This is a genomic window from Sphingobium sp. S6, assembly GCF_905120495.1.
In the GTDB taxonomy this organism is placed as follows: domain Bacteria; phylum Pseudomonadota; class Alphaproteobacteria; order Sphingomonadales; family Sphingomonadaceae; genus Sphingobium; species Sphingobium agri.
This window is the reverse complement of sequence record NZ_CAJHOG010000001.1, coordinates 1,043,858-1,067,665: the sequence shown is the minus strand read 5'-3', so window position 1 is coordinate 1,067,665 and position 23,808 is coordinate 1,043,858. Positions and strand designations below refer to the sequence as shown.

The following is a 23,808-nucleotide window of genomic DNA, read 5'->3' as shown; positions in this document are numbered from 1 at the left end:
GAATTTCATCCCAAGGGGGACCTAAGCCATGTCGAAGCCGCTCAGCCTGGCTCGCCTGCTGCTCATTACATCCGCGCTGTCCGCTCCGTCGGTGATGGCGCAGACCTCAACCGGTTCGACGCCCTCGGCAAGCGATTCCGCTCCGACGTCCGGCGTTCCGAGCGCTTCGGAAGAAGCCGACGCGCAGTCCGGCAATGTCGACGTCTCGATCCCTGGTTCCGATATCGTAGTGACCGGCCGCCGGACAACCAATGTGTCGCGGGCAGCGCCGCAGGTCGTGAACGTCCTGTCGGCCGCAGACATCAAGCGCACCGGCGAAGGCGACATTGCGGGTTCCTTGCAGCGCGTCACCGGCCTGTCGGTCGTGTCGGGCGGCTATGTCTATGTGCGCGGCCTTGGTGACCGCTATTCGCTGGCGCTGCTGAACGGTTCTCCGCTGCCCAGCCCCGAACCGCTCAAGCGCGTCGTCCCGCTCGACATCTTCCCGACGAGTGTGATCGCTTCGACATTGGTTCAGAAGAGCTTTTCCGCGAACTTCCCCGGCGAGTTCGGTGGCGGCGTCATCAACCTGACGACTAAGGCCATTCCGGTCGAAAGTTTCCTGGAAATCGGCGTCGGCAGCTCGGCGAACACGGAAACATCGGGTCAGCTTGGCTACACCCATTATGGCAGCAAGTCCGACTGGACCGGCTTTGATGACGGCACCCGCGACGTGCCGGGGCTCCTTGTCAACGCCATCAACAGCGGCACGCCATTCTCCAACATTCCACGCGCGGACCTGCGCGCGATTGCGACCCAGTTCCAGAACAGCAACACCTCTGTCGTGCAGCGCACGAACAGCTTGCCGTTCAACTTTTCCGCTTCGATCAACGGCGGCACCGCTTTCGATGTCGGCAGTGATGGCCGCTTTGGCGTTCTTGTCACCGCATCCTATAGCAACAAGTGGCGGACGCGTGAAAACCTGCAGCAGGCGTCGCTGGATGTCGCCGCAGGCGCGGGCCGCAATTACAACCAGATCAGCACTGAAAATGATGTAACGGTCAATGGCCTGCTGGGCTTTGGCCTTGAACTCGGCAATCAGAAGCTCCGCTGGACCAACGTCTATATCCGCGACACGCTGAAACGCAGCGCTCTGGCGATCGGCCAGAATGACGGCCAGATTCAGGGTGCGGATTATCTCAACCAGCAGACCGGCTGGTATGAGCGGCAGCTGATCGACACGCAGCTGGTTGGCGAATTCAAGCTGAGCGACGCGCTGAGCCTGGATGTGCGCGGCGGCTATGCCAACTCGCAACGGGAAGCGCCCTATGAGCGCGAGTTCGAATATGTCCGCACCAACCGCGATCTGGCAGTCGATCCTGTTGGAGACCGCTTCGTCAACGCGCTCAATCGCCAGCGCGGCGACGCTTCGATCACCTTCAGCGACTTGAATGAAAATCTGTGGTCGGCTGGTTGGGATCTCAGCTACAAATTCTCGCGCGATGTGTCGGCGACGGTCGGTTATGCGTTCAGCGACACGAAGCGCCGCTCATCGCGCTATGAGCTGCATTTCGACGCCACCAACCTGCCGGTGCCGGTGCAGCAGTTGCGCCCTGACTATCTGCTGTCGGACGCGTCGATCCAGCTGTTCGACATCAGCCTGCTGGAATTTTCGGGCAATTATCCCGTCTATGACGCGGCGCTGCGTACCCATGCAGGCTATGCCCAGGTGAAGGCGTCGGTGCTGCCGGGTCTGTCGTTCGACGCTGGTGTCCGCTATGAAAAGGGGCGGCAGTCCGTGACCGGCGTCGATGTTTACAGCACCGGCGTGACGCCGTTCAACCAGATCCGAAAAGACTATTGGTTGCCCGCTGTTACCGTCACCCTTGAAGCGGCGAAGGACCTGCAATTCCGGGTGAGTGGATCGAAGACCATCGCTCGGCCGCAGTTCCGCGAATTGATCGCCCAACCCTATCTGGACACCGAGTCCAACCGCTTCTTCCGCGGCAATCCTTTCCTGCAAGACAGCGAGTTGTGGAACGGCGATATCCGTGCAGAATGGTATATTGGGCGTGAAGAACGGCTGACAGCCGCTGCCTTCTACAAGAAGATCAAGAACCCCATCGAAACCTTCACGACGATCACCGACACCTATGCGGTGACGACCAGCTTCGCCAACGCACCCGAAGCGCAGCTGTACGGCGCGGAGTTCGAGGCGCAGAAATATCTGCCGCTCGATGGCTGGTCGAACTCGCCGTTTTTTCAGACGCGTCGGATCGTCCTGATCGGCAATTACACCTATACCCAGTCGAAACTGAAGGTGAGTGAGGGGGATACGACCATCCCTTATAGCTACACGACGGGCCCTTTGCCTGCCGCGTCGGACTATTTCCAAGATGGCGCTCCGCTGACCGGTCAGTCGGACCATCTGGTGAACTTCCAGATCGGGCTAGAGGATACGGACAGGCTGTCGCAGCAGACGCTGTTGCTCACCTATGCCAGCCCCCGCGTCACAAGCCGTGGGCCCAATCTTCAGCCTGACATCAAGGAAAAGCCGGGCCTGACGCTGGACTTCGTCGCGCGTCAGGGCGTGACCCTGCCGGGTGGGGTGAAGAGCGAGTTCAAGTTTGAAGCCCGTAACATCACCGGCCGCAAGTTCCAGGAGTTCCAACAGCTTGGCGGCAACAAGGTGTTCTACAACCGCTACAAGATTGGGACCACCATCGCGGCTTCGCTCACCGTAGCCTTCTGATCTCATCGGCAATGTCTAAGCAAAGCGGCCGATTCGCATGGCGTGGGTCGGCCGCTTTGCCGTTTACAGGGTTCGTGCGTTCTCCCGATCTGTGATAGCCGATCAAGGCAATCGGAGGCTGCGGTGGATCAGGAAGTCGAACTGAAACTGGAACTTTCGCGCGAAGCGGCGGATGCGTTTCAGCAACTGCCCCTGCTGCCGGAGGACGTCCAGCGGGCTGAACTTCGCGCCATCTATTTCGACACTCGCGATCGGCAGCTTCAAAAGTCGGGATATACGTTGCGGGTCCGCAAGTCGGGAAAGAAGCGCGTCCAGACGGTCAAGGCCGATGACGGCGGCCAGGGCGGCGGCATTTTTGCGCGCGCCGAATGGGAAATGCCTGTCGCCTCTGATGAGCCGGTGATCGATAGCCGTACGCCGCTTGCCGCTATCCTAGGCGATGCGGCGGAAATGGTCGAGCCTGCCTTCGAAGTCGAGGTCGAGCGGCGAACATGGATTGTGAAGGAAGGCGCGGCCGAGATCGAGCTTGTGCTCGACCGTGGATGGGTGCGCGCAGGCGAGCGGCAGGCGCCGATCTGTGAGGCCGAGCTGGAGATAAAGACCGGGGAGCCCGCCGCGTTATTCTCCCTGGCGCGCCATATTGAGGCAACCGTGCCGGTGCGGCTGGGGGTCGTGGCGAAATCCGAGAGGGGGTATCGGCTGCTTGCGTCGGCGCCTTCCTGCTTCAAGGCTGAACCGCTGACGCTGAACGCTGGCGTCAGTGCGCAAGAGGCGTTCGCCACCATCGTCCGGGCTTGTGTGCGGCAATATCGGCTGAATGAAGATCTGCTGCTGGATCAGTATGACCCCACGGCATTGCACCAGGCGCGCGTGGCCGTTCGGCGGCTCCGTTCCGCCTTCACGCTGTTCAAGGCGAAGTTGGCGGATCAGGATGTCACGCGATTCCAGGAAGATTTGCGATGGTTGGCCAAGTTGCTGGGCGAAGCGCGCGACCTGGATGTGCTGATCGAGCGGATCAATCCCGGCGGTCTGCATGAGCAGATCAGCGAGGCCCGGGCAGTCGTCCATGGACGAGTGATCGAAACGCTCCATTCCCTTCGCGCGCGTACGCTGATGTTGGATATCGTGGAGTGGCTAACACTCTGTGGGGCTGACGGTAATGACGATGAGGGCGCGGAAGCATTTGCCGCCGACCGCTTGCAGCATTTCCATCATTGCGTGGTCAAACATGCGGCCCGCCTGGCCAAGCTGGACGATGAACATCGTCATGAAGTACGCAAGAAGGCAAAGAAGCTGCGCTACGCGGCAGAATTCTTCGCAAGCCTCTTCGCTGGCAAGAAGCAGCAGCGGCGTTATGGCCGCTATATCGAAGCGCTGGAAAATTTGCAGGATGAGTTGGGCGCGCTCAATGACCTTGCCAGCACAGGCACGATATTGGCGCGGCATGGGCTGCCGATCGATGCTGAACTGTTAGGCAGCGCGCGCAGCAAGAAGAAACTGTTGGCTGCGGCTGAGGACGCTTATGAGGCGCTGGCGGACATGAAGGGCTTTTGGCGCTAAGACTCCACCCAAATCTTTTCCCGATACCATTTGGTGATGATGTATTTGACGCCGCTGCGCACCTTCATCCCATGGTGCAGGCTGGCGTCATTACATCGGCCTGTTTCCAGACGATTGTTCCAGGCCAACAGCTTTCCGCTTTCCGGTTGCACCATTTTGCCGATCTTCACGAAACGGGTCGCGCCGCCCGCCGAAGGTTGATTGAGATAGACCATCAGCGTCCAGGTGCGGTTGCCGGAAAGGGAGCAGTAGCGCACGAAGTCCAGCCCGGCGGGATCGAAATAGTCGGTATGGGGCTTGAATTCCTGACCCACGGCATAGCGCTGTCCCTGGATTGGTTCTCCGAACGCCGGATCGATGCCCGCAAAGGCTGCGAGCTTTTCGTCGATTGCGGCAACAAACGGGTCCGCTGTGTCAAGATCGCAGGTCTCGCTGGTGCGGAAGGCCGTGTCACCATTGGCATCGGCGATGGTGGAGGGGCGACGGCGCGCTTCTATCCGCTCGATCAGCCCGGTGCACTCCTCCGCCGTCAGGAAGTCGCGCTGGATAAACAGCGTGAGGTCGCGGCTAGGCACCCGCTGCACGCGTGGATGTGAAGCGATCCATTTCGGGTCGGCATCGGCAGCTACAGGGATGGATGGGCTCCGCATGAGCGCTGCACTGGGCGAGTGATATGACATTTTTGCTACCGTCTGGCGCTCTAAATGCAAGCGCCGTCGCTTGCGGATTGCGCCTGTCATGGATAGGTCACATTTTTGTCATCCAGCAGTAAAAACAATTGCCTAGCAGCGCGGGGTGTCAAGGGGGATCACCAAGTTCCATGCGCGTGCCGTTTCGCAGTAACTTTCAGGGCCTTAGCAGCCGCCTGGCACCCATCGATTGGCTGCGGGTGGTCGAGAAGCTGTTGCTGGGGCTGCTGACGGTGCAGTGCGCGAGGCTGATCTGGCCGCTGCTGACGCCGGTCGGCAGCTTTGGTCCGTGGGAAGGGCGGCAGGCGCAGTTTCCGAATTTCGCTGCGCGTCAGGCGCTCTTCTCAAGCTTCGACCCCTTTTATCGCGCTGGTCCGCAACAACTGGCCAACGGCGGCGTGGTCACTTCGCTTGCGCTGACCGTCTATGGCATTCGGTTGAACGAGGGGTCTGGCCTTGGGTCGGCGATCATCGCTGGACCTGACGGCGTGCAGAACAGTTTTGCGGTGGGTGACGAGATATTGCCTGGCGTCCTGTTGAAGGCCGTGGCGTTCGATCATGTCACTATCGATCGCGGCGGCGCGGAAGAGCAGATATTCCTTGATCAATCCCAGCCCGCGCCCGCTGCTGCGCCGGGCGAAGGCGGCGCCGTTCCGGCACCGGCGGGCGGCATCGACAATCCCACGGCGGACGGGCTGAAGCGCGACATCGGCTTTGCGCCCCGCATGCAGAATGGGCGTATCACGGGCCTCTTCCTGACGGCCAGGGGACCCACTTTCCAGAACGCCGGTTTCCAGCCCGGCGATGTCATCACCCAGGTCGATGGACAGCCGGTCGGCTCGCCCAGCGACCTTCAGGCGCTGCAGGGCAAAATCATGCCCGGGGCGCGCATTTCCCTGGCCGTCGAGAGGGGCGCTGGCCTTTCGACGATCAACCTGACCCTGCAAGGCCAATGACCAGAAAACTCCTTCTTTCCGCTGCTACTGCCCTCGCGCTCGCGTCGCCCATGGGCGCGCCGGTCCTGGCCCAGCAGACGCTCAACGTCCGTGACGCTGACATCCGTGCCTTCATCCAGGACGCCGCGCGAGTGACAGGGCGTACCTTCATCATCGACAATCGGGTGCAGGGGAAGGTGTCGGTCGTCACCGACCGGCCGTTGTCGCGATCGGAATATTTCGAGATCTTCCTGTCGACCCTGCGCGCCAACGGCCTTGTGGCCGTGCCGGCGCCGGGTGGGGCTTATCGCATCCAGCCAGCCGATGGCGCGGCGGGGCAGCCCAGCGTGGTGGGCCGTGGGGCTAATCGCAACCAGTTCGTGACGGAGGTCTTTCGCCTGCGATCGATCGATGCGGCAAGCGCGCTGGAAACCTTGCGGCCGCTGGTCAGCAAGGATGGGTCAGTGACCGCCAATCGCGCGGGCAACAGCGTGGTGGTGGCGGATTATGCCGACAATATCGGCCGCATTCGCCAAGTGCTGGCTCGGATCGACCGCGACACGGCGGCCACGCTGACCGTCACTCTGCGCAATGCGGGCGCGCGGGAAATCGCGACATCGCTTCAGGCGCTCGTACAAAGCAGTGGCGAAGGCGCACAACGAGCGGCGACGATCGTGCCGATCGACAGCAGCAATTCGGTCGCGATTCGTGGCGATGCCGGGACGGTGGCGCGGCTGGCGCAAATGGCGCGCGACCTTGACCGGCAAGCGGCGAGCGGCACGGAAATCCGTGTCTACTGGCTGGAACATGCGGACGCCGAAAAGCTGCTACCGGTATTGCAGCAACTGGTGGGGCAATCGACCGGCTCTGCTGTGACATCGTCGGTCCCAGCGGCGGCGGGGGCTCCATCGGCCGTGCCTCCAGCATCGGCCGCGCCTGCGGTGATGAACGCTGGCGGATCATCAGGCAGCGGCATTTCGACGCGCGGCCCAGCGATCGTCACTCGCTATGAAGGGGCGAATGCGATCATCGTCGCGGCCAACAGTGATGTGCAGCGCATGCTGGGCGAAACCATCCGGCAACTGGACACGCGGCGCGAGCAGGTTCTGGTGGAGGCGATCATCGTCGAGATTAGCGACGCCGCCGCCAAGAAGCTGGGCGTGCAGTTCCTGATCGGCAGCACGAAGACGGGCTTCGCGGCGACCAACTATTCCAACGCTTCGCCCAATCTGCTGACTCTGGCGGGGGCTGTTGCTGCCAATGATCTTGGCACGACCACGACAACGGTAGTGGCGCCTGATGGAACCAGAACGACAACTGAGACCCGTCAGAATGGCGACCTAGCCAACACATTGCAGCAGGCGGCAGTCGATAGTCTGATGAACGCGACCGGCGGCTTTGGCGGGGTGGCGACACAGATCGGACGCAACGGCATCTTCGGCGCAATCATCAACGCCGTTCGATCCGACACGGACAGCAACATCCTGTCGACGCCCTCTGTCATGACCCTGGACAACCAGAAGGCGTCGATCCTGGTCGGGCAGCAGGTGCCGATCACTACCGGCGAAGCGCTGAGCCAGAATTTCGACAATCAGTTCCGTACGGTGCAGCGGCAGGATGTCGGCATCAAGCTGGAGGTGAAGCCGCAGATCAACACGGGCGGCGCGATCAAGCTGTTCCTGAAGCAGGAAGTGTCGAGCGTCGCGGGGCCGGTGTCGAACAACAACAGCGACCTCATCATCAACAAGCGCGAAATCGAAACAACGGTTACGGTCGATGATGGCGAGATATTGGCACTGGGCGGACTGCTCGACGACAATGAGCGCAAGACGATCGAGCGTATTCCGCTACTGTCCGATATTCCGGGCCTTGGTGAGCTGTTCAAATCGCGCAGCAAGAGTCGGAGCAAGACGAACCTCATGGTCTTCATCCGCCCGACGATCCTGAGGTCGAAGGAAGATGCGCAGCGGCTGACGCAGCAACGCTATGGCTATGTGCGGAACATGCAGATGGCGCGCAATCCCGATGCCGAACCCAGCATCGATGAACTGGTGCGCGACTATATGGGCGCGACGCCGCCTGCGCCTATGCAGGCTGGCGATGCGGTGGTGCAGCCGGGAGCCGAGGCTCCGCCTCAAGCACAGGTGATCGAGCCGACGATGCGGCAATCGAGCGGCGTGGTGCGGCCAGTGGACGTTCCGGCAAGTGGAGAACGACGGTGACGGACGCAGGCCCGCAAGGGAGCGAGCCCCTGCACCTTGCACCGCGTGCCGTCGATATTCCCTATGTCTTCGCGCGCAAGCATGGCGTCGTCATGCTGCCGCTGGACGGCGAGCGGCTGATCATCGCCGTGCGCGAGGGGAGCGATCCGCGCGTACTGCTGGAGGTGCGGCGGCATCTGGCGCGCAGCTTCGACGTGCGCTTCGTGGATGGGCCGCAGTTCGATCGGCATTTGTCCGACCATTATGCGATGGAGGGCAGCGCGGCCGCCATGGCGGGTTCGCTGGAAGTCGGGGCGGACGAGCTGGACATATTGGCCGCCGACATTCCAACCGCTGACGATCTGCTCGACAGCGCGGATGACGCTCCAGCGATCCGCTTGATCAACGGCATCATTGCGGAGGCTGCTCGACAGGGCGTTTCGGACATTCATATTGAGCCTTATGAAACGGGGCTGATCGTGAGGATGCGGATCGACGGGGTGCTGCGCGAAACCTTGCGGATGCCGCCGCATGTCGCGCCGGTCGTCGTGAGCCGTATCAAGGTGATGGCGCGTCTGGACATAGCGGAGCGGCGGGTGCCGCAGGATGGGCGCATCGGGCTGACGCTGGGCGGCAAGTTGCTGGACGTGCGCGTTTCGACGCTGCCGAGCCGGGCGGGGGAACGGGTTGTGCTGCGTATTCTCGACAAGGAGAATGCGGGCATGAACCTTGACCTGCTGGGCATGGCGGGGGCGGCGGACCGGATTTTTCGTGAAGGATTGCATGAACCGAACGGGATTATCCTGGTCACGGGTCCTACAGGGTCGGGCAAGACGACGACGCTTTACGCGGGGCTGAGGCAGTTGAACGACGGGACGCGCAATATCCTGACCGTGGAGGACCCGGTCGAATATGCGGTCGAGGGGGTCGGGCAGACGCAGGTGAATGCGAAGGTGGGCCTGACCTTCGCGGCCGGGTTGCGGGCGATCCTGCGGCAGGACCCTGATGTGGTGATGGTCGGCGAAATTCGCGACCGGGAGACGGCGGAGATTGCCGTTCAGGCATCGCTGACGGGGCATCTGGTGCTGTCGACCGTGCATACCAATGATGCGGTCGGCGCGATCACGCGGATGCGGGACATGCGGGTGGAGCCTTTCCTGCTCGCATCGACATTGCGCGCGGTGATTGCGCAGCGGCTGGTGCGGCGGCTGTGCCAGCATTGCCGCGAGCCGGTGCAGGCGGACAAATCGGCGAGCGCACTCCTTGGTTTCGATCCCGGAACGATCATCTATCGGGCGCGGGGTTGCGAGCAGTGCAACGGAACCGGATACAAGGGCCGGATCGGGGTGTTCGAAGCGATCCGGGTGGACGACACGATCCGCCGCCTGATCAACGATGGCGGCGATGAATCCCTGATCGCGCGGCACGCTTTCCTGAACGCACCCAATCTGGGGTCTGCGGCGCGGGCATTGGTGCGCGACGGGCAGACCACGGCGGAAGAAGCCATTCGCGTGTCGCGGCGCGACGCGGCGGAGGTGGAAACCATCGCCGATGGCTGAGTTCGATTATCTGGTCATCGATCCGGCGGGCAAGGAACGCACCGGCAAGGTGAAGGCCGAGACGGTCGAGGATGCGCGGGCGAAGCTGGACGCGCGCAAACTGTTCATCGTGCGGATCGAGCCGGGCGTGGTGGAGAAGGCGGCCAGGCGCGCGGCCTTTTCCCTGCGCGCGCCGCGGCTGTCGGCCAAGGAATTGACGCTGTTCACGCGGCAGCTTTCGACGTTGATCCAGGTGAGCCCGCTGGAGGAATCGCTGCGGACGATCGGCCGGCAGAGCGAGCAGGAGCATGTGCGCGCGATCGTCAGCAAGGTGCATTCAGGCGTGCTGGAAGGGCGGCGGCTGGCGGATGCCCTGGGCGCGGAGCCAAGGAGCTTCCCGGCGCTGTATCGGGCGATGATCTCTGCGGGTGAAAGCTCCGGCAGCCTGCCGACGATCATGGAGCGCCTGTCCGACCTGATGGAACGACAGGCGGTGATCCGGTCCAAGGTGCTGACGGCGATTGCCTATCCAAGCGTGCTGGCTGCCTTTGCCGTGTGCGTGGTCGCGGCGCTGATGATCTTCGTTGTGCCAAAAGTCGTGGAGCAATTCGACACGGTGGGGCAGGACCTGCCGCTGCTGACGCGCATGGTGATGGGGATTTCGGCTTTTCTGGCGGGCTATTGGTGGCTGCTGGCGATCCTGATCGCGGTGGGCGCTTTTGCCTTCTGGCGCGCCTTGAAGGTCGAAGCCTTCCGCTATCGATTTGACGCGACGTTGTTGCGGCTGCCGCTGCTGGGGCGGTTGATCCGCGACTTGCATGCGGCGCGCATGGCGCGGACCTTGTCGACCATGGTGGCAAGCCGCCTGCCATTGATGGAGGGTTTGTCGCTTACCACGCAGACGGTGCATAATCGTGTGTTGCGGCAGGCTTCGGAAGAGATTGTCGAGGCCATTCGCGGTGGCGGCAGTCTGTCGGCGGCATTGCGGCGCGCGGGCGTATTTCCGCCGCTGCTGGTCTATCTGGCGGCGAGCGGGGAGAGCGCGGGGCGGCTGGACACGATGCTGGAGCGGGCAGCCGATTATCTGGAGCGGGAGTTTGACAGCTTCACCTCCGCCGCGCTCGCCATGCTGGAGCCGGTGATCATCATATTGATGGGCGGGATCGTGGCGGTGATCATCTTGTCGATCCTGCTGCCTATCCTGCAATTGCAGAGCCTTACGGGGGCTTGAGGAGTGATTATGTCTATTTCCAGAGCCATGCGCTTTTTCCAGAAAGAGGAAGGGCACTTCGATAAGCCCGGTGCGAACGGAGGCCGGAACGCAGGCGAGGATGGCTTCACCTTTTCGAGGCGTTCCGCCGAACACGGCTTTACGCTGGTCGAACTCATGGTGGTGATCGTCATCATCGGGTTGCTGGCGACGATCGTGGCGATCAACGTCATTCCGGCGACCGACACGGCGCGGGTGGAGAAGGCGAAGGCGGATATTGCGACGATCGAGCAGGCGCTGGAGCAGTATCGGCTTGATAATCTGAGCTATCCTTCGCAGACGGATGGATTGCAGGCGCTGATCAATCCGCCCGCTTCGCTGGCGCAGCCGCAACGGTATCGCCGGGGCGGCTATATCAAGAAGCTGCCGCAGGACCCGTGGGGCCGCGCCTACACTTATGCGGTGCCAGGGCGGAAGGGCGCGTTCGACATCAGTTCGCTGGGCGCGGACGGCCAGCCGGGCGGCGAGAGCGAGAATGCGGATATTTATTCCAGCGAGCTTTGAGGCCGAGAGCTCGCCTTCCGACGAGTGCGGCTTCACCTTGATCGAGCTGATGGTCGTGTTGACGATCATCGGCTTCATTTCGGCTGCTGTGGTGCTTGCCATGCCTGATCCGCGCGGACGGGTTGTCGAGGATGCCGATCGCTTTGCCGCGCGCGTTGCCGCCGCGCGCGACGAAGCGGTCGTGACTGCGCGGCCAATGGGGGTGTGGGTGTCCGCATCAGGCTATGGATTTCAGCGCCGCGATGGCGGGCAATGGGTGCCGGTGGAGGAGAAGCCGTTCGTGACGGCGAACTGGACGTCGGGGACACGGGCGCTGCTTGGCAAGGACGGGCGGCAGCAGATTGGTTTTGATGGGACGGGGTTGCCGACCGATCCGATGACCGTGACCTTGGCGCGGGAGGCGGAGCGGGTGTCCGTCACCGTCGATATGGCTGGAAAGGTCATGGTCGGTGGGTAGGCGCTGGGTTCTCAAGCTTCTCTCTGAAAGGAAGGAAGAGGCCCTTCGATTGCCTACTTGCAGCAGGCGCTCAGGACAGGCTTCGACAAGCTCAGCCCGAACGGGTGAGGGGGCGGCTCTAGCTGGTGGAAGAGCGGCTCCAGCGAGCGAGGGGGGCTTCACGCTGCTGGAGATGCTGGTGGCGCTTGCCGTGTTCAGCCTGGCGGCGCTGGCGCTGGTGCGATTGCAGGGGGTGACGTTGCGAACGGCTGCGGACCTCGACAGCAAGGCCCTGGGACAGATCGTCGCGCGCAACCTGATGGTGGAGGTGCAGACCGATGCCGCGCCGCCTTCGATCGGGAGCGAAGAAGGTGATGTCGAGAATGGCGGGCAGCGCTGGCATTGGGTGCGGATGGTGAAGGCGACGAGCGACAAGCGGCTGTTGCAGGTCGATTTGACGGTAAGTGGGCAGGCGGGGACGTCGCCGGTCGTGTTGAGCTTTGTGCGAGCGGTGCAGTGATGAGGCGCCGGGATCAGCAGGGATCGAGGTCGAATACCGGCCTTCTCCGTTCCGATCGGACCGATCGGGGGGGAGGCCGGGCGCAGGCGGGCTTTACCTTGATCGAGTTGCTGGTGGCGCTGATGATCTTCGCGATGCTGGCGGCGGCGGGCGTGCTGCTGCTCGGCAACAGCGTGTCGGCACAGGCGCAGGTGAAGGCGCGGCTGGATGACATGGCCGCCGTTCAGCGGGCAGGCGGAGCGCTCGCGGCCGATCTTGGGCAGGCGGTGCCGCGCATTAGCCGGACAGAGGCAGGGACGCTCGCCCCTGCATTCTGGTCGCACCGGGAGGGCGAGGCCGTGCCGGTGATGCAGTTCGTGCGGGGCGGATGGGACAATCTGGGCGATCTGCCACGCCCTTCGCTGCAAAAGGTCGAATATTGGGTGCGGCAGGGTCGGTTGGAGCGGCGCACCTATGCGCAGGTCGATGGCGCGGCCGGGGATGATCCGGCCACGCTGCTGGATCATGTCGATGATGTCGCCCTGCGCTTTCGCGATGGGCAGGGCGAGTGGCGCAATGAGTGGATCCCGACGCAACCCGACCTGATGCCGCGCGCTGTCGAAATGACGGTGACGCGCACGGGCGAGCCGCCCGTTACCCTGCGCTTTCTGGTGGGACCCGGGCCTGCGGAGAAGCTGGAAGGGGAGATGGCCGGTGCCTGATCCCGGGAAGAAAGGCGAGCGCGGCGCGGCGCTGCTGACGGTGTTGCTGCTGGTCGCGGTGATGGCGGTGGTTGCTTCAACGGCGTTGGAGCGGCTGGCGCTTGCGACGCGGATGACGGGAAATGGCGGCGCGGTGGATCAGGCGCGCGCCTTTGCCGACGCGGGCGTGGAGATGGCGCGGCTGCGGATCGGCGATCTGGTCGCCGCCAGTCCGGGCAAGACGACACTGGCCGGGAATTGGATGGGGACGCCGCAGCCGGTTGCTGTTCCGGGCGGAGCGGCGAGTGCACGAGTGAGCGACGCGGGCAATTGCTTCAACCTCAACAGCGTGGTGGCTGGCGAGAATGAGTCCAATCTGAAGGTGCGGCCGGTCGGCGTGTCGCAATTCCAGGCATTGTTGCAGGCGCTGGGCGTCGATGCGCGTCAGGCGCAGGTGGCGGCGGCGTCGCTGGCCGACTGGATCGACAGCGACAGCGTGCCGCAGCCGGGCAGCGCGGAAGATGAGGTCTATGCGCAGGCGGCGCGGCCCTATCGCACGGCCAATCGCTTCATGGTGGATGCGAGCGAGTTGCGGGCTGTGCATGGCGTAACGCCCGCCATTTATGATCTGGCGCGGCCATGGGTGTGCGCATTGCCGACATCGGATCTGTCGCCGATCAACGTCAATACGCTGCTGCCGGGACAGGCGGTGCTGTTCGCGATGCTGCTCCAAGGACAGGTGAGCGTCGCCCAGGCGCGGCAATATTTGGTGCAGCGGCCCGCCGAGGGCTATGGCAGCACAGTGCAGTTCTGGGCGCCAATCGCCGCCCAAGGCATCAATCCGCTTGAGGAAGCGGCCAATCAGGTCAAGCTGACCACAGGATTTTTCGGGGTGGACGTGACGGTGGACGTTGGGGGTACGCAAGTGGTTGAGCGGGCGCTGATCGATGCCCGGGAGAGCCCGGCGAGGTTGATCCGCCGCAGCTGGGGAACCGGCGCATGAGCGTGGCGGAGGGATTGATCATCGCGCTGCCTGAAGACGGCGAGCCGCTGTGGATGCGGGTCGTCGATGGTGCGGTGACGCAACGTGGCGAGGGGGCGAACTGGCTGGCAGCGTGCGGCCTGACGGCCTTGCCTGCCGACGCGGTGGTGATGTTGGTGCCGCCTGCTGCGATGGTGACTTTGCATTGGGCCGAATATCCCGAGCTCGCACCCCGGCAGGGTCGGGCGGCGGCGCGACTGGCGGCGCTGGCGGGCGGGATCGTGCCTGCCGATCAGCTTTTCGCGGCGGCCGATGAGAATGACGTTCCGGCCCGGCCGCATGTCGTTGCGGTCGCGGCGCGCAGCGACATGCAGCATTGGCTGCTCTGGGCGCAGCATCATGGGCTGGACCCCGACATCATCGTGCCTGCGCCGCTGCTGCTGCCTGAGCCGGACGAGGGCTTTGCGCGTGGTTCGCTGGGTGGCGAGGTGATGCTGAGGGGAAGGGGCATCGCATTTGGTGGCGACCTGGCGCCTATATTGGCGGCTGGCGCGCCGATCGAGGATGTGCCCGTCGATGTGGTGGAGGCGCGGGCGGTCGAGGCGCTGGAGCGGCCGCCGCTCGACCTGCGGCAGGGCGACTTTGCCAAGCGGGTGCGGCGGGTCGCGGACAAGGCCGTGCTTCGGCGAATTGTGCTGTGGAGCGGGCTGATCCTGCTCGTCAGCCTGCTTATTTCGCTGACGGTGCTCGTGCGGCAGCATGTGGCGGCGCGTGGGCTGAATGCGGAAAGCCTGGCGCTGGCGCGGCAGGTGGTGCCGGGCGCGGGCGACCTGGCCCAGGCCGAGGCGGAGATCGAGCGGCAACTGGCGGCGCGCGGAGCGGGAGCTTATGCCTTTACCGCGCCGGTGGCGGGATTGCTGAACGCACTGCAGGAGGCGCCCGGCGTGTCGATGACGGCGCTGTCGCGTGATCCGGACGGGATGATCCGTGCGACGCTGGCGGCGGCGAAGGTGGAGGAAATCAACGCGGTGCTGCTGGCGTTGCAAGGCGCGGGCTTCACCATCACGGCGACGCCTTCGCAGGACCCGGGCGGGCGCGCGCTCGCTGACATAACGGTGCGATCATGATGGACGCGGTGAAAACCATGTGGGGCGAAAGATCGCGGCGCGAGCAATGGATGCTGGGCGTGATGTTCGCGCTGCTGGCGGTGGTGGTGCTGTGGCTGGGCGTGCTGTACCCGCTGGCGGCGGCGCAGCGGTCGGCGCGAGAGGCGCTGATCGAGGCGACCGACCGCAATGCGGCGATGCGGGCGAAGGTCAAGCTGCTCAAGACGCTACCGCGTGGGGTGGCGGGTGCTTCTGCCACGGTGGGGATCGATCAGTTGGTGAGCCAGAGCGCGGGCGAGGCGGGACTGACGCTGGAGCGGGCTGAGGCGCAGGGCGGCGCGCGCATCGAGATTGCGATGGCGTCGGTGCGGCCGGTGGCGCTGTTTTCCTGGCTGGCGGCGCTGGAGGCGCAGGGCGTGCGGGTGGAGACGATGAGCGCGCGACCTTCGCCGACGGCGGGTAGCGTTTCGGTGCAGGCGGTGCTGGTGCGGGGGGCGGGGCGATGAGCCGGCTCGGCTGGTCGCGGCGGACGCGGATTGGGATCGTGCTGCTGTTCGTCTTTGGGCTGATCCTGTTCATGCCAATGCGGATCGCGCTGGGGCTGTCCGGCCTTGAGCGGCTGGGCGTCGCCGCGCGGGAGGTGCGGGGTACGCTTTGGAGCGGGCGGATGGACGAGCTCATGCTCGGCACGATGCCGGTCGGAACGGTCAACGCCGCCTTGTCGCCGGTGCAGTTGCTGATGGGACGGGCGCGATTCGATATTTGGCGGCGGCAGGGCGCGGCGGATGATCTGAGCGGCGCGCTCACGGTGGGGTTTGGTCGCTTGGGCATCGATGATGTGACGGGGACGGTGCCGCTCGGCCGAAGCTTCGCGCCGCTCCCGATCGCGAGTTTGGCGATGGAGGATGTGACGGCTTATTTTACCGGCGACCGCTGCGGTCATGCCGAGGGTCGGGTGCGGGCGCAGATGGCGGGGCAGTTTCCGGGCCTCAACCTGACGCAAGGGCTGTCAGGCGTGGCGAGTTGCGATGGCGAGGCGTTGCTGCTGCCGCTGGTGAGCCAATCGGGACTGGAGAAGATCAACCTGCGGATATGGCGGTCCGGCCGCTATGTCGCCGAGATGCGGGTGGAGACGGCAGACGCGGCGCTTGGCGATGCGCTGGCGAAGGCTGGCTTTGCCGGGACAGGCGGCGTCCGGGTTTTGACGGTCGAAGGGACGCTGTGATCGATCCGCTGTGGGCGGTGCTGGGCGCGGCCGCGGGCGCGATCGCAGGCAGCTTTTTGGGAACGCTGGTGCTGCGCTGGCCGGAAGGGCGAGGCGTCGCAGGCGGACGGTCGGCCTGCGACGGGTGCGGGCGAGTGCTGGGCGCGATCGACCTAGTGCCGGTGATCAGCGCCCTGGCTTTGCGGGGACGATGCCGAACATGTGGCGCGAAGATCGACCCGCTGCATGGGTGGATGGAGGCGGGCTGCGCGGTTATCGGAGCGCTGGCGTGCGGGGCGGCGCCGGGGCTGGCGGGCGCGGGTTGGGCTTTGTTCGGATGGCTACTCCTGACGCTCGCTGTGCTGGATTGGCGGCACTTCTGGCTACCCGATGCGCTGACCTTGCCGCTCGCCTTTCTGGGTCTGACGCTGGGACTGTGGGTGACCGATGTGACGCTGGCAGACCGGCTGATAGGCGCAGCGGGGGGATATGCCGTGCTGCTGCTTGTGGCGGTCAGCTATCGTGCGACGCGGCGACGTGAGGGGCTGGGACTCGGGGATGCCAAGCTGATGGGCGCGCTGGGCGGATGGTTCGGTTGGCAGGCGCTGCCGTTCATATTGCTCATGGCGGCGAGCCTTGGGTTGTTGGTGGTGCTTTCCGGCATGGTCGGGGGGCGCAGGATAACGGCTGCCACGCGGGTGCCGCTGGGGACATTGCTTGCGGTCGCTGCGCTGCCGGGCTGGTGGGTGTTGGCGTTGATCCTCTGATGGACGTGGCGCTCAGCGGACCCGCCAGCGATAATCTTCCTCCCGCACCTCCGTCACGGCATAGCCGTCAGGGTCGCGGGCGGGGCGGAAACGATAGCGTTCCATGATGATGCGGCAGGTCATCGCGTCGAGTTCGGGATAGCCGCTTCCTTCGATCACCTCGCACTTGTCCACTTGCCCGGACGGACCGATCGCGTAGCGGACGCCGATCTTCACCCTGCCTACGCCGCGCAGGGAGTCGGGGAAATCCGAATTGCGGAAGCGGCCGGCGGTCTGGCGGGCTCTAGAAAAGGCTCCTTCGCCGTCTCCCTCGCCGGAGCCCGAACCGGTTCCGGTGCCGCCGGTTCCGCTTCCCTGGCCCATGCCAAAGCCATTGCCGCCGCCTGCGCTGCCTGCGCCGCTGGTCATAGAGGATGACGGGGCGGCGGGTAGAGCGGGTTGAGGCGTTACGATGACTGGCTTGGGCGCAGTGATGGCGGCGGGTTTCGGCGGCGCTGGTTGCTTTTGCATGGGAGCTGCCGGGGAAGCGGAGGGGCTTCCGCCCTCGCGCTTAGCCTCGCGCGGAGGTTCTGGACGTTCCGGCGCGGAAGGTTGCAGGTCGAACAGCGCGAGTGGCGAACGATCAACGGCGGCGCGCCATAGTGACGGTCCGCGCAGGCCGATGATCAAGGCATAGCCAATAAGGGCATTGACCAACAGCGCCGCGACAGCAGGGACGATCCTGTCCCGACCCTGCCATCGCTGCGCCTGAGTTGTGGCCATGTTACCTGTCGCCGCGCCTGTTGCGCGGCAGCCTCACAGCTTAGCGGTAGACGCGGCGGCCGTTGCGATCGATATAATATTCCCGGCCGCGACGATCGCGTTCCCACCGGCGATCGCCATCCGAAGTCGCTGCGCCTACGACAGCACCACCTGCTGCGCCGATGGCTGCACCTTCGGCAACGCCAAGGCCAGGCACGATCGCGCCCGCCACTGCGCCGCCAACCGCACCGATGCCAGCGCCGCGCAAGCCATCGCGCGTCGTTTCACGCGAGCAGCCGCCCACGCTGGCTGCGGCTGCCAGTCCGGCGATCAATAAAATTGTGTTACGCATGGTTGGTCTCCAGTTTCGACAGGTGTGAAACGACAGAGACGCCAGTTTGTTCGATCGAAGCGCGACAAAGATGCGCAGGCTTCAGAAAACACATATAAATGCGCGTTCGCCAGGCCGATGGTTAAATCTAGGCGGCCATTTGCAGGTGAGCGGCTGAGGCTGGCAAATTTCCGGTGGGAAGAAGGTGGTGACCCCTACGGGAATCGAACCCGTGTTTCAGCCGTGAGAGGGCCGCGTCCTGACCGCTAGACGAAGGGGCCTTGGCCGCATGCGGCTGGCAGGCGGTGGCGTTTAGGGGGAGAAGGGGCTTGCCGTCAAGCGAAACCGCTTTCGCCCGGCCTTTCGCCATTGTCCTTCGACCCATAAAAAACCACCCCATGTCATACATGGGGTGGCCAAGGTTCAGGGAGGAGACGCCTCCAAAAGGGGGAGGCGCCCATACGACACACCCGAAAGGGGGGCAGGTGCGCCGTATGTTCGAAAGATAAAGAAGGCCCCGCTCACTTTCAAGAGGCGAGCGAAAAGCTTTTCCTTAACATGCTTGATCCAGGTTGTTTTTCTTCCTCAGGCTTCGGCGGGCTGAGGCGCTTGCGGGATGGAAATCGGTCCTTTGCCCTGCGCAACCTGCGACTCGAACACTTCCCGGATCAGCTGGAGTGAAAAGAGATGGGCGTAGATGAGGGGAAGCATGCCGTTCTGGCTGATCTTGCGCAGCTGATCGCCACGCATGTCGCGCAGCTTTTCCTCATTCACCATGCGGAAGCCGCGATAGACGAAGGGTTGATCGTTACCGGGCACCTGGATGGCGACTTCGCCGTCCATCAGCAGGTCGAGTTCCTTGAGGTCCTTCATGAACTGGCCCGTGCGCGCGGCCGCCTGTTCGAAATCCTCGCAGAATTTGAGCACGCCCTGCGTGAGTTCGCTCGGCTTGCCATCTTCGAACAGCGGCTGGCCCTCTTCGAACTCGCCGATCGCTTCGCTGGTGGGATCGAAGCAGAGCGACAGTTCGTCAGTGTCCGGGCGCAGCTTCGCCAGCATCCAGGGATAGCGGCGGACATAGGCAGGAACATAGGCGGGGCCGCGCAGCTTGCCTTCATCGTCCAGGAAGGTGTTGATGCCTTCGTTCAGGCCCATCAGCGCCAGCGGCACTGCTTCGTCGCCTGCCGAAAAAATGATCGGCACGAAACGCTGGGCCGCGACGAATTCGTCGACGGTCAGCGGCACGGCATGCTGCTTCGTCAGGAAGGGAGCGGATTCCACCGACCGGCTGCGATAGCTCGCATGATCAACGCTGCTGAGCGGCAGCAGGTCGTTGTAGAAAACGGGGAGGTTATTGGCGGGCGCACTAGCCATGATCTGTTCCATTCTATCGAAGCAGCGCGTGCGGAAGCGCCACCTTTCCTAAAAACTGGGAGAGGGCGATAAAGACCTTGGCGATGGGAGGCAATTGCTTTGTCTTGCCCGTGGCGTTCAGCCCTCTTCGGGGCGCGGGATCAGCTTGTCGGGGTTCATGAGGCCGAGCGGGTCAAAGGCGGCCTTGATCGCGCGCAAGGCATGCAGCCGTGCGGGGCTGGCGAGGCGGCCGAGTTCCGCCCGCTTCATCTGGCCGATGCCATGTTCCGCCGAGATGGAGCCGCCTGCGGCGGCGACCGCATCGTGGACGAAGGCGTTGATCGCTTTTCCGTCCGCAGCGATCCAGGCTGGACCGTCTGTCGTGCCCTTCGGCGCACGGACATGGAAATGGACATTCCCGTCGCCCAGATGGCCGAAGGAGGAGGCGGTGGTGCCCGGGAATGTTCGTTCCGCAGCGGCAGCAGTGTCGATCATGAAAGCAGGCATGCGCGCGACGGGAACGCTGATGTCGAATTGCAGCGCCGGGCCCTGTGCGCGTTCGGCTTCGGAGAGCGATTCGCGCAGGCGCCAGAATGTAGCGGCCTGCGCTTCGTTGACGGCGATGGCGGCATCGATCGCGATGCCTTGGGTCAGAGCTTCCGCCAGTGCTGTTTCCAGGCGCTCCTCGGGGGAGGGTGGCGACAGGTCGGCATGATCGACTTCGATCAGGACGTGCCAGGGCGTACGCGTTTCGATCGGGCAGCGGGTGCCGGGAATGTGGGCGAGGACATGGCCGAGACCATCGTCGGCGATGATCTCAAAACCTTCGACACTGTCACCCAGCCGCGCTTCGGTGAGGCGGAGGAGGGCGAGGGCGTCGGCCGGTGAGGCGACGCCCACCCATGCAACCGCGCGGGCAGCGATCGCGGGGACGAGCCGGAGCGAGGCGGCGGTGATGATGCCGAGCGTCCCTTCGGCGCCGATCAGCAATTGCTTGAGGTCATAGCCCCGATTGTCCTTCTTGAGCGCTTCCAGGCCGTTCAAGATGCTTCCGTCCGGGAGCACCGCCTCCAGCCCTTCCACCAGGGCGCGCATCGTGCCATGGCGCAGCACTTGGGTGCCCCCGGCGTTGGTCGAGATGAGGCCGCCGATGGTTGCTGAACCTTTCGCGCCAAGGCTGAGAGGGAAGCGGCGCCCGACTTCCTCGGCAGCATCGTGCAGGGTCGAGAGGATGACGCCCGCCTCACATATGGCGAGGTTGTCTTCCGGCGATAGCGATCGGATGCGGTTCATCCGGCGCAGCGAGAGGATCAGCGCTGACCCGTCTTGCGGTGGAGTCGCGCCCCCGACCATCGACGTGTTTCCTCCTTGAGGCACCAACGGCACGCGGAGTTCGGCAGCAAGTGAGACGATCGCGGCGACTTCCTGCGTGCTGGAGGGCTGGATGATGGCCGCTGCGGCGCCATGAAACCGGCCGCGCCAGTCCGTCAGCCACGGCGCGATATCCTCCGGATCGGTTATGACGCCCTTTGGCCCCAGCAGCGCTGCGAACCTGCCGATGATCTCTTGTCCTATCATGACACGATGCTATGCCCCGGAATTCATCGACGGTTCAACCACCGGCCCATAGCGTGCCGCCCCAAAAGGGGTTCGATTTGCTTCATTCCGTCCTGCTGCTCCTTGTCGCACCCACTGCCGGGCCTGTGCAGATGGCTCAGATGTCGATCGAGCAACGGGTCATCATCCGCGTGCCGATGGCGAAAAAGGGTCGTGCGCCCGCGCGCATTGCTCCCCAGGCGGGACGTGAGTGGAAGGAAAGGAAAGGGCCGCGCTGTATCGCGCTGCGGTCGATCCGGTCGGCCAGCGTCGTGGTGGGGCATGGAGTCGATCTGCTGCTGGCGGACAACCACCGCTACCGCGCGAGGTTGGAGCGGGGGTGCAGCTCTACCGGCTTTTATTCGGGTTTCTATGTCGAGCCTGATGATGACGGGTCGCTTTGTTCAGGTAGGGACGAATTGCAGGCACGCAGTGGCCTGAGCTGTGTGATCGACAGTTTCAGGCGATTGGAAGACGCGGAACACGACGATTGACCCGAGTTTAAGCTGGCCGCAATGCGCGAATTTCTTGACAAGACGCCGATATTTCAGCAAGGCGCGCGCGATTTCCGTGGTGCAGGAGCGCGTTGCGGAGAGCCTCTGTCCCGGACAATTGAATGACTTTTGCCGATCTCGGCCTATCCGATGAACTTTTGAAGGCCGTTAACGAGGCCGGATATGACACGCCCACGCCTATTCAGGCGCAGGCGATCCCGCCTGTCCTGATGATGAAGGACATCATCGGCATCGCGCAGACGGGGACGGGCAAGACCGCCAGCTTCGTGCTGCCGATGATCGACATATTGGCGCATGGCCGCGCCCGCGCGCTGATGCCCCGCTCGCTGATCCTGGAGCCGACGCGCGAACTGGCGGCGCAGGTTGCCGAGAATTTCGAGAAATACGGCAAATATCACAAGCTCAACATGGCGCTGCTGATCGGCGGCGTTCAGATGGGGGATCAGCTCAAGGCGCTGGAAAAGGGCGTCGATGTGCTGATCGCCACGCCAGGCCGGCTGATGGACCTGTTCCAGCGCGGCAAGATATTGCTGAACGGCTGTTCGATGCTGGTGATCGACGAGGCTGACCGGATGCTCGATATGGGGTTCATCCCGGATATCGAGGAAATCTGCACGAAGCTGCCGTCGCAACGGCAGACGCTGCTCTTTTCAGCGACCATGCCCGCGCCGATCAAGAAGCTGGCGGATCGGTTCCTGAGCAACCCCAAGTCGATCGAGGTGGCGCGTCCGGCAACGGCGTCCACCAACATCACCCAGCGGCTGGTCAAGGTCGATTCGCGCAAGAAGCGCGAGGCCTTGCGCGCGATGCTCGAAGGCGAGGACGTGCAGAGCGCGGTGATCTTCTGCAACCGCAAGACGACGGTGCGCGAACTCAACAAGAGCCTGCAGCGCCACGGTTTCAAGTCCGGCGAGATCCATGGCGATATCGACCAGTCGGCGCGCATCGCCGAGCTGGAGCGGTTCCGTGCGGGTACGGTGAATATCTTGGTCGCGTCGGACGTCGCGGCGCGCGGGCTCGATATCAAGGGTGTTAGCCACGTCTTCAATTTCGACGCGCCCTGGCATCCCGACGATTATGTCCACCGCATCGGGCGGACGGGCCGTGCGGGCGCGAAGGGGGCAGCCTTCACCTTCGTGACGGCTGATGACGCGGAAGCGATCGACAATATCCAGAAGCTGATCGGGCAGAAGATCGAGACGATCGATGCGCCTGCCGGTGCTGCAAAAGCGGAAAAGGCGGAAGAGCCCCGCCGCGAGGGTGAGCGGAAGGCGGAGCGCAGCTCCAGCAAGCGGCGCGACGATCGCCGCGAAGAACCGCGCGCCTCCAGAAGCCAAGGCAATGGTGCGCGCCCGCGCCGGGCCGAGGTCAAGGACGATGGTCCGGACGAGGGCTGGAACGGTCCTGTTCCTGAATTCCTTTCGGTAGGATTCAACGCCTAAGGGAAAACTCTACAGCAGCCCCATTGCACGCAAGCTGCTGTGGCCCTGAGATCCGATGATGATGTGATCGTGGACCGCGATATTGAGGCGCTTGCCCGCCTCAGCGATTTGGCGGGTGATCTCGATATCCTGACGGCTCGGTTCGGGAGAGCCGCTCGGATGATTGTGGACGAGAATGAGCGCGGATGAGCCGAGGTCGATTGCACGTCGGATGACTTCCCGCGTGTAGATGGCGGCTTGGTCGATCGACCCGTCACCCATATGTTCGTCACGGATCAACATGTTGCGGCTGTTGAGATGAAGCACGCGGACGCGCTCCACCGGCAGATAGGCCATGTCTGCGCGCAGATAATCGAGCAGCGCTTGCCAGCTTGCCAGAACCGGCCGCTGGGCCACTTCGCTGCGGAGCATGCGCAGCAGCGTGGCATGCACGATCTTGACGGCTGCGATGCTGGTGTCGCCCATGCCGGGCACCCGCGCGATCGCCTGCCAGTCCGCCGTCATCAGCCCCCCAATCCCGCCAAATTCCCGCAGCAGCGCCTTTGCGAGCGGCTTGGTATCGCGCCGCGGTATGGCGAGAGCGAGCAGATATTCGATCAGTTCATGGTCGTGCAGCGCTTCGCCGCCGCTTTCCGCCAACTTCTGCCGCAGCCGGGCGCGATGACCCACGCCATCATGGCTGACCGCAACATCCCTGTCCGCCAATG

The 23,808-nt window shown here is 63.9% G+C and carries 22 protein-coding genes, 1 tRNA gene and 1 pseudogene; 17 read left to right on the top strand and 7 right to left on the bottom strand.

All coding sequences use genetic code 11. The features are described from left to right. The first annotated feature begins 28 nt into the window (after window positions 1-28). Together SPHS8_RS05505 and SPHS8_RS05500 are read left to right on the top strand one after the other, a co-directional pair. Window positions 29-2,731, top strand: a complete 2,703-nt coding sequence (locus tag SPHS8_RS05505) for a TonB-dependent receptor domain-containing protein (RefSeq protein ID WP_201514599.1) — start codon at window positions 29-31, stop codon at window positions 2,729-2,731. Between the two features lie 123 nt (window positions 2,732-2,854). Further along, window positions 2,855-4,291, top strand: a complete 1,437-nt coding sequence (locus SPHS8_RS05500; protein WP_201514598.1) for a CYTH and CHAD domain-containing protein — start codon at window positions 2,855-2,857, stop codon at window positions 4,289-4,291. Here the strand turns inward: SPHS8_RS05500 and SPHS8_RS05495 are convergent. Next, the gene (locus SPHS8_RS05495; protein ID WP_236574974.1) at window positions 4,288-4,941 is read right to left on the bottom strand and encodes a prolyl hydroxylase family protein; all 654 of its coding nucleotides are present in this window, start codon (window positions 4,939-4,941) and stop codon (window positions 4,288-4,290) included. The two genes, SPHS8_RS05500 and SPHS8_RS05495, sit on opposite strands and share 4 nt — an antisense overlap. 170 nt (window positions 4,942-5,111) lie before the next feature. Here SPHS8_RS05495 and SPHS8_RS05490 point away from each other — a divergent pair, with 170 nt between their 5' ends. From SPHS8_RS05490 to SPHS8_RS05430, 13 genes and pseudogenes are all read left to right on the top strand, one after another. Then, complete coding sequence (locus SPHS8_RS05490; protein ID WP_201514596.1) at window positions 5,112-5,936, top strand: type II secretion system protein N; 825 nt, start codon at window positions 5,112-5,114, stop codon at window positions 5,934-5,936. Further along, complete coding sequence (gene gspD, locus SPHS8_RS05485; protein ID WP_201514595.1) at window positions 5,933-8,137, top strand: type II secretion system secretin GspD; 2,205 nt, start codon at window positions 5,933-5,935, stop codon at window positions 8,135-8,137. Before SPHS8_RS05490 ends, gspD begins: the two co-directional genes overlap by 4 nt. Next, window positions 8,134-9,675: a type II secretion system ATPase GspE gene (gene gspE, locus SPHS8_RS05480; protein WP_315862419.1), complete on the top strand. Its 1,542-nt coding sequence runs from the start codon at window positions 8,134-8,136 to the stop codon at window positions 9,673-9,675. Before gspD ends, gspE begins: the two co-directional genes overlap by 4 nt. Next, a complete protein-coding gene (gene gspF, locus SPHS8_RS05475; RefSeq protein ID WP_097091954.1) occupies window positions 9,668-10,885 on the top strand; it encodes a type II secretion system inner membrane protein GspF in 1,218 nt (405 codons plus the stop codon). The genes gspE and gspF overlap by 8 nt, the downstream gene beginning before the upstream one ends. A 27-nt stretch (window positions 10,886-10,912) precedes the next feature. Next, entirely contained in the window at window positions 10,913-11,428 is a 516-nt protein-coding gene (gspG, locus tag SPHS8_RS05470; protein WP_441339499.1) for a type II secretion system major pseudopilin GspG, read from the top strand. Beyond that, on the top strand, window positions 11,400-11,885 hold the full coding sequence (locus SPHS8_RS05465; RefSeq protein ID WP_201514594.1) for a GspH/FimT family pseudopilin: 486 nt from the start codon (window positions 11,400-11,402) through the stop codon (window positions 11,883-11,885). Before gspG ends, SPHS8_RS05465 begins: the two co-directional genes overlap by 29 nt. 145 nt (window positions 11,886-12,030) lie before the next feature. Next, window positions 12,031-12,384 (top strand): annotated as a pseudogene (gspI, locus tag SPHS8_RS05460) (type II secretion system minor pseudopilin GspI); the annotation flags it as partial. Further along, window positions 12,384-13,085: a type II secretion system minor pseudopilin GspJ gene (gene gspJ, locus SPHS8_RS05455; RefSeq protein ID WP_201514592.1), complete on the top strand. Its 702-nt coding sequence runs from the start codon at window positions 12,384-12,386 to the stop codon at window positions 13,083-13,085. The pseudogene gspI and the gene gspJ, both read left to right, overlap by 1 nt. After that, window positions 13,078-14,067 (top strand): type II secretion system minor pseudopilin GspK, encoded by a 990-nt coding sequence (gene gspK, locus SPHS8_RS05450; RefSeq protein ID WP_201514591.1) that lies wholly within the window; start codon window positions 13,078-13,080, stop codon window positions 14,065-14,067. Before gspJ ends, gspK begins: the two co-directional genes overlap by 8 nt. After that, a complete protein-coding gene (gene gspL, locus SPHS8_RS05445; RefSeq protein ID WP_201514590.1) occupies window positions 14,064-15,173 on the top strand; it encodes a type II secretion system protein GspL in 1,110 nt (369 codons plus the stop codon). The genes gspK and gspL overlap by 4 nt, the downstream gene beginning before the upstream one ends. Then, window positions 15,170-15,658, top strand: coding sequence for a type II secretion system protein GspM (gene gspM / locus SPHS8_RS05440; protein ID WP_201514589.1), 489 nt, complete (start codon window positions 15,170-15,172; stop codon window positions 15,656-15,658). Before gspL ends, gspM begins: the two co-directional genes overlap by 4 nt. Beyond that, window positions 15,655-16,377 carry a type II secretion system protein N gene (gene gspN / locus SPHS8_RS05435; protein WP_201514588.1) on the top strand — a complete coding sequence of 241 codons (723 nt, stop codon included), beginning with the start codon at window positions 15,655-15,657 and terminating at the stop codon, window positions 16,375-16,377. The genes gspM and gspN overlap by 4 nt, the downstream gene beginning before the upstream one ends. Beyond that, window positions 16,374-17,123: a prepilin peptidase gene (locus SPHS8_RS05430; protein ID WP_201514587.1), complete on the top strand. Its 750-nt coding sequence runs from the start codon at window positions 16,374-16,376 to the stop codon at window positions 17,121-17,123. Before gspN ends, SPHS8_RS05430 begins: the two co-directional genes overlap by 4 nt. A 12-nt stretch (window positions 17,124-17,135) precedes the next feature. On the opposite strand, the gene SPHS8_RS05425 is transcribed toward SPHS8_RS05430, so the two are convergent. The 5 genes from SPHS8_RS05425 to SPHS8_RS05405 all read right to left on the bottom strand — a co-directional run bounded on the left by SPHS8_RS05425 (window position 17,136) and on the right by SPHS8_RS05405 (window position 21,126). Then, complete coding sequence (locus SPHS8_RS05425; protein ID WP_201514586.1) at window positions 17,136-17,885, bottom strand: energy transducer TonB; 750 nt, start codon at window positions 17,883-17,885, stop codon at window positions 17,136-17,138. Window positions 17,886-17,925: 40 nt separating this feature from the next. Continuing rightward, window positions 17,926-18,216 carry a hypothetical protein gene (locus tag SPHS8_RS05420; protein ID WP_141397829.1) on the bottom strand — a complete coding sequence of 97 codons (291 nt, stop codon included), beginning with the start codon at window positions 18,214-18,216 and terminating at the stop codon, window positions 17,926-17,928. 185 nt (window positions 18,217-18,401) lie between these two features. After that, window positions 18,402-18,476, bottom strand: a tRNA-Glu gene (locus SPHS8_RS05415). Window positions 18,477-18,780: 304 nt separating this feature from the next. After that, on the bottom strand, window positions 18,781-19,569 hold the full coding sequence (locus tag SPHS8_RS05410; RefSeq protein WP_201514585.1) for a SapC family protein: 789 nt from the start codon (window positions 19,567-19,569) through the stop codon (window positions 18,781-18,783). A 117-nt stretch (window positions 19,570-19,686) separates the two neighbouring features. Then, entirely contained in the window at window positions 19,687-21,126 is a 1,440-nt protein-coding gene (locus tag SPHS8_RS05405) for an FAD-binding oxidoreductase (RefSeq protein WP_201514584.1), read from the bottom strand. A 77-nt stretch (window positions 21,127-21,203) separates the two neighbouring features. Between SPHS8_RS05405 and SPHS8_RS05400 the strand changes: the two genes are divergently transcribed. Next, on the top strand, window positions 21,204-21,638 hold the full coding sequence (locus SPHS8_RS05400; RefSeq protein ID WP_201514583.1) for a hypothetical protein: 435 nt from the start codon (window positions 21,204-21,206) through the stop codon (window positions 21,636-21,638). A 122-nt stretch (window positions 21,639-21,760) separates the two neighbouring features. Next, window positions 21,761-23,101, top strand: coding sequence for a DEAD/DEAH box helicase (locus SPHS8_RS05395; protein ID WP_201514582.1), 1,341 nt, complete (start codon window positions 21,761-21,763; stop codon window positions 23,099-23,101). A 9-nt stretch (window positions 23,102-23,110) separates the two neighbouring features. Here the strand turns inward: SPHS8_RS05395 and radC are convergent, their stop codons facing one another. After that, window positions 23,111-23,806, bottom strand: a complete 696-nt coding sequence (gene radC, locus SPHS8_RS05390; protein WP_201514581.1) for a RadC family protein — start codon at window positions 23,804-23,806, stop codon at window positions 23,111-23,113. Window positions 23,807-23,808: the final 2 nt, after the last annotated feature.